The sequence below is a fragment of the Bacteroides sp. genome (assembly GCF_029057325.1).
GTDB lineage: Bacteria > Bacteroidota > Bacteroidia > Bacteroidales > Bacteroidaceae > Bacteroides.
The window spans coordinates 1-4,986 of the sequence record NZ_JAICZW010000196.1; the positions used below are offsets into that span (position 1 = coordinate 1).

General features: G+C 49.7%; 4 protein-coding genes and 1 pseudogene. All 5 read right to left on the minus strand.

Going from position 1 to position 4,986, the window contains the following annotated elements:
- Positions 1 to 1,067, minus strand: a 1,067-nt coding sequence (locus K2G43_RS12865) for an alpha-L-fucosidase (RefSeq protein ID WP_300155884.1), incomplete at its 3' end; no start/stop codon positions are given.
- A gap of 75 nt (positions 1,068 to 1,142) precedes the next feature.
- Positions 1,143 to 2,414, minus strand: coding sequence for an adenylosuccinate synthase (locus K2G43_RS12870; RefSeq protein ID WP_297644227.1), 1,272 nt, complete (start codon positions 2,412 to 2,414; stop codon positions 1,143 to 1,145).
- Positions 2,411 to 2,899, minus strand: a complete 489-nt coding sequence (locus tag K2G43_RS12875; RefSeq protein ID WP_297644228.1) for a Fur family transcriptional regulator — start codon at positions 2,897 to 2,899, stop codon at positions 2,411 to 2,413. Before K2G43_RS12875 ends, K2G43_RS12870 begins: the two co-directional genes overlap by 4 nt.
- Positions 2,900 to 3,019: 120 nt before the next feature.
- Positions 3,020 to 3,691 carry a DNA alkylation repair protein gene (locus tag K2G43_RS12880; RefSeq protein ID WP_297644229.1) on the minus strand — a complete coding sequence of 224 codons (672 nt, stop codon included), beginning with the start codon at positions 3,689 to 3,691 and terminating at the stop codon, positions 3,020 to 3,022.
- A gap of 115 nt (positions 3,692 to 3,806) precedes the next feature.
- A pseudogene (locus tag K2G43_RS12885) lies at positions 3,807 to 4,986 on the minus strand (dihydrofolate reductase); the annotation flags it as partial.

Consider the following 4,986-nt stretch of genomic DNA (forward strand, 5'->3'; position numbering starts at 1 on the left):
ACGCAACCGCCACGGGTTCCGTAGATGGTCTCACCATATACTTTCATCCACTCTCCCACTTCTGCCAGACGCTCTATGGCGACAGCCGGAAGTTCACCATCCGGCTGAGGGCCGATGTTCATCAACAGGTTGGCATCCTTGCCCGCAGCCTTCACCAAATAATGGATAAGCGTCTTGGTTGACTTATAATTCTGGTCGGTAATCTTGTAGCCCCACATGCCGTTCATCGTCTCGCATGTCTCCAAAGGCAGGCTGCTGATGTCCTGACCGGAAAGTCCGGCACGATTCTCGCCCGGCAGGTCGCGCTCGAAGATTTGGATGTCTTCGCCCTCGAAAGGCACTTGATGGTGGTTGTTTCCCACCAGACAGGCCGGTTGCAGACGGTGTATCAGGGCATATTGCTCGGGCAGTTGCCAATCGAAGTCCGGATTCTGGTCCTGGTCCCACCAACCGTCGAACCAGATGGCACCCACCTCACCGTAGTTCGTCAGCAGTTCCGTCAGCTGGTTGTTCATGAACTTGTAGTAGCTGTTCCAGTCGCCTTTCGGATTGGGGCGTCCTGTTCCACGGCCGGTACGTCCCCACGGGGCATCCTCGCGGAACCAGTCGATGTGTGAATAGTAGAAGTGGATGCGTATGCCCTGCTTGTGGCATTCGTCTGCCAATTCCTTCACGATATCCCGCTTGAAAGGAGTGGCATCTATGATGTTGTAATCGGAATAACGGGTGTGGAACATGGAGAAACCTTCGTGATGGCGGGTGGTGAAGCAGATGTACTTCGCCCCCGAAGCCTTGATGGCTGCCACCCACTTGGCTGCATCAAATTTGGAAGGATAGAACCCACCTGCCAACTTGGCATATTCCTTATAGTTCAAATCCTTGTTGGTCATGGTCCATTCACCGGTTGCCAACATACTATACAGGCCCCAATGCAGGAAGATACCAAACTTATTGTCCCGGAACTCCTGACGAGCTTTCAGGTTCTCCTCAGTCGGCTGATAAGACTGCGACTTTGCCGAGGACAGAAAAACAAACAGCAGTAAAAAAGATAAAATACGTGTTCTCATACCTATAAATTTAATGATAAATAAAAAGAGGCACGAACTATTGAATAATCCGTGCCCCAAATAATCAGTTTTCTATTACTCTTCCGTATAGCGTTCGATTGTCTGTGCACGGTCGGGACCTACGGAAACAATCTTGATGGGCACACCCAATTGTTCCTCCAGGAACGACAGGTAAGCGTTGAACTCTTCCGGGAATTCGTCCTCGCTCTGCATCTTGGTCATATCCGTCTGCCATCCGGGCAGTTCCACATAAATCGGCTCAACCGTTCCGCTGATGTCGAACGGGAAGTAATCAATCTCCTCTCCATCTATCTTATAAGCCACGCAAGCCTTGATGGTCTCAAAAGAGTCGAGCACATCGCTCTTCATCATAATCAGTTTGGTCACGCCATCCACCATAATGGCATATTTCAGTGCCACCAGATCGATCCATCCGCAACGACGCTTACGTCCTGTTACCGAGCCGAACTCATGGCCAAGCGTACAAATCTTGTCTCCGGTCTCGTCAAACAATTCCGTAGGGAACGGACCGGCACCGACGCGCGTACAATAAGCCTTGAAGATGCCATACACCTCACCAATTTTATTGGGAGCTATGCCCAGACCTGTGCAGGCTCCTGCACAAATCGTATTGGAGGAAGTGACAAACGGATAAGACCCGAAATCGATGTCCAGCATGGTGCCTTGCGCACCCTCACATAATACCGACTTGCCGGAAGCCAGCAGATTGTTCACTTCATGCTCGCTATCCACAAACCGGAACTGCTTGAGGAACTCGATGCCTTCGAGCCAGTCCTTTTCCATTTCGGTAAGGTCGTATTCATAGTTCAGACTCTTCAGAATCTGTTCATGACGGGCTTTTGCCGCCGCATACTTCTTGTCGAAATCGTGCAGAATATCTCCTACACGCACTCCGTTACGGCTGATTTTATCGGTATAAGTCGGACCGATTCCCTTACCCGTAGTACCTACCTTCGCATCTCCCTTAGCCGCTTCATAGGCAGCATCCAATATGCGGTGGGTAGGCAGAATGAGGTGCGCCTTCTTGGAGATGTGCAGGCGTTCCTTCAAGTTATGGCCGGAAGCCTCCAGCGCTTCGGCCTCAGCCTTGAAGAGAGCCGGATCGAGCACCACGCCATTACCGATGATATTCACTTTGTCACCTTGGAAAATTCCGGAAGGAATAGAACGAAGCACATACTTCTGTCCCTCAAACTCGAGTGTATGTCCCGCATTCGGTCCACCCTGAAAACGAGCTACGACATCGTATCTCGGAGTCAACACATCGACGACTTTGCCTTTGCCTTCGTCGCCCCATTGTAATCCTAATAATACGTCAACTTTCATTTTTCTTTCTTATGGTTATTATTTTTCATCTTTCGTTTATTGGCTCTTTCACATTTGCCACACAACCCATATATATATAAAGAATAGTGTGTAAGGCTGAAACGGCTCAGCTTGGTACTTTCAATGGCATGCTGCAACTCTTCGTTCTGGAACTCGGTCACCTTGCCGCATTGGGTACAGATTTGATGGTGATGCGTGTCGCGATTATACGACTTCTCGTATTGGGAAGAGTTTCCAAACTGATGCTTGATGACCAGCCGGGCATTTATCAGCAGAATGATGGTGTTGTAAAGTGTGGCACGGCTGACACGGAAATTTTCTTGGTCGGCCATCTGCGAATAGAGGGTATCAATGTCAAAATGCCCGTCTATGGAGTAAATGGTATCGAGTATAGCATAACGCTCGGGAGTCTTCCGATGCCCGTTCGCTCTCAGATATTCGGTGAATATCTGCCTGACTGTATCTTTTACATTCTGACTTTCCATTTTGGCAGCGCAGTTTTTACAGCGAACAAAGTTAAGCCTTTTTTATGGAAAGCAAACGGAGAAAGGAAAAAAAATGCGATAAGAGAATTATTCTCTCATCGCATTTAACATTCCATCGTGTCAGAAAGCGTTCTGACATAGTTCCTCTTTTACTAAATTGTATAGCAACCGCTCGGCTTCAGAAACAGAAGCATCCATCCCCTCCACCCGACGGCAGACCTGAAAAGCATTTTCCTCACTATACTGCATGAAACGGCGAAGGGCGGTCATCGCGGCATTGCGGACATGGTAGGCCCCCGACAGAAAAGCCGCGACTGCCTGGTCGAGAAACTCATTCGCCACCCGTTCATCCATATCCCCCTTCTTCATCAGCAAGCGGGCAATAGTGAGAAAACCGCAAACTTGCGTGTACTCGTCCTCGCTTGCAATCCAATGGAATGATTTGGCAGGCGCGTACGCCAAATGCTGAAACAAGTTCATGCAGGTAAGTTCCGCTATTTCGATATTACGGATGTCCTCCACCCATATATCGGCTATCTCGGGCAGAAAGTTGTCGGCTGGCTGCAAAAGCCCCGCCAGAATCTTACACTCCCGGATGTCTTCCTTCCACAAGGCCTGCGCCAGCGCATGGTCTTTCGCATAGCCGGCCGCGATGTCCTTGATACGGGGCAGCTCCACACCGAAATTCAGTTTATATACCAATCCTTTCTCACGCATGCTTTGAGAAACAGCCCCGTTCATCGAGAGACGGAGCTTCGTCTTAATTTCCTTGAGTTGTTCTTTCAGTTCCATAGGTTTCATGTTGAACACAGAGGCACGGAGACACAGAGGTTTTTCTTCCTATATAGCCGGTGTGCCTAAAGGGCAACTCTCGCCTTTGTGTCTCTGTGTTCTACTAAATTATTATTTAATAGTTTCTTGAAGGAAGCAGAGAATAATCCTTACTGTAGCGCAACATCTGCTCCACATAACCTTCATCGTAAGTCACTTTCACATCGGCAATACGGCCGTCGGCATCTGTCACCGCCTCATACTTCGGATTGACAAAGCCTTTGTAAGGCGCAAGGTCCAGCTTCCTATAACGCTCCAATACTTCGGCATGCAGCACTGGATCCACCTTTACCGCGTATGTTTCCACTAAATCGCGGGCAGCCACCCAATCACCGGTGGACTTGATGCGCTGTACTTCAGCAAGCAGTTCGCCAAACAGGCTGCGCAGCTTATCATAATCGTTCACTACCACGTATGTCTTTCCCGCTTTCTTCACCATCTCCACCACCCTGTCGGCAGCCCCTTTCTCGAATACCCAACGAGCAATGAGCTGGCGGTTGCGCATGTGGGCCTCTTCTATATCATGGCCCGGTTCGATACGAACCAATTGGGTCATCAGGCCATTCATCAGGTAGGTGTAATACTCGGCCTTGTAGGCATCGTCAGTCGGAGTCAGTCCCAATTCCCGCAATTTGGCATCGGCTACATAATAAAGGCCGAACAAATCGGCACGCGCCTCCTCGATGGTAGAACCGTATGCCTTCAACGCATCAGGATCCACACCCGGCAACAACTTACCGGAACCATGTCCCAGGCATTCGTGCAAGTCGGTATGCAAGTTTCCGGTCAGGTCGGCATACTTGTCAATCAGTTGCAACTCCACATCGCTATATACGAACTCTTCATGAAAACCGTTGCCGTGCGCCGCCTGATTGTAAGCATCGGTGATGTTGCCGATGGTCACCGATTTGGAGCCATGCCGGCTACGTATCCAGTTGGCATTGGGCAAATTGATGCCGATTGCCGTAGCCGGATATAAATCGCCGGCCAAAATAGCTGCCGTAATCACTTTGGCAGACACCCCTTTCACCGTTTCTTTCTTAAACCGCTTATCTACCGGAGAATGGTCTTCAAACCATTGCGCATGGCTGCTGATTAGCTCCGTGCGACGGGTGGCCTCCAAATCTTTGAAATTCACCAACGATTCCCAGCTTGCCTTCATTCCAAGCGGATCGCCGTAACTTTCGGTAAATCCGTTCACAAAATCGACGTGTGAGTTCAAGTCCTTCACCCACAAGATGGCATACGCATCGAAT

Excerpts from the sequence above, each read along its gene's own strand:
- K2G43_RS12880 (WP_297644229.1), bottom strand. The coding sequence starts at position 3,691 with ATGGAACTGAAAGAACAACTCAAGGAAATTAAGACGAAGCTCCGTCTC.
- K2G43_RS12875 (WP_297644228.1), bottom strand. The coding sequence starts at position 2,899 with ATGGAAAGTCAGAATGTAAAAGATACAGTCAGGCAGATATTCACCGAA.
- K2G43_RS12870 (WP_297644227.1), bottom strand. The coding sequence starts at position 2,414 with ATGAAAGTTGACGTATTATTAGGATTACAATGGGGCGACGAAGGCAAA.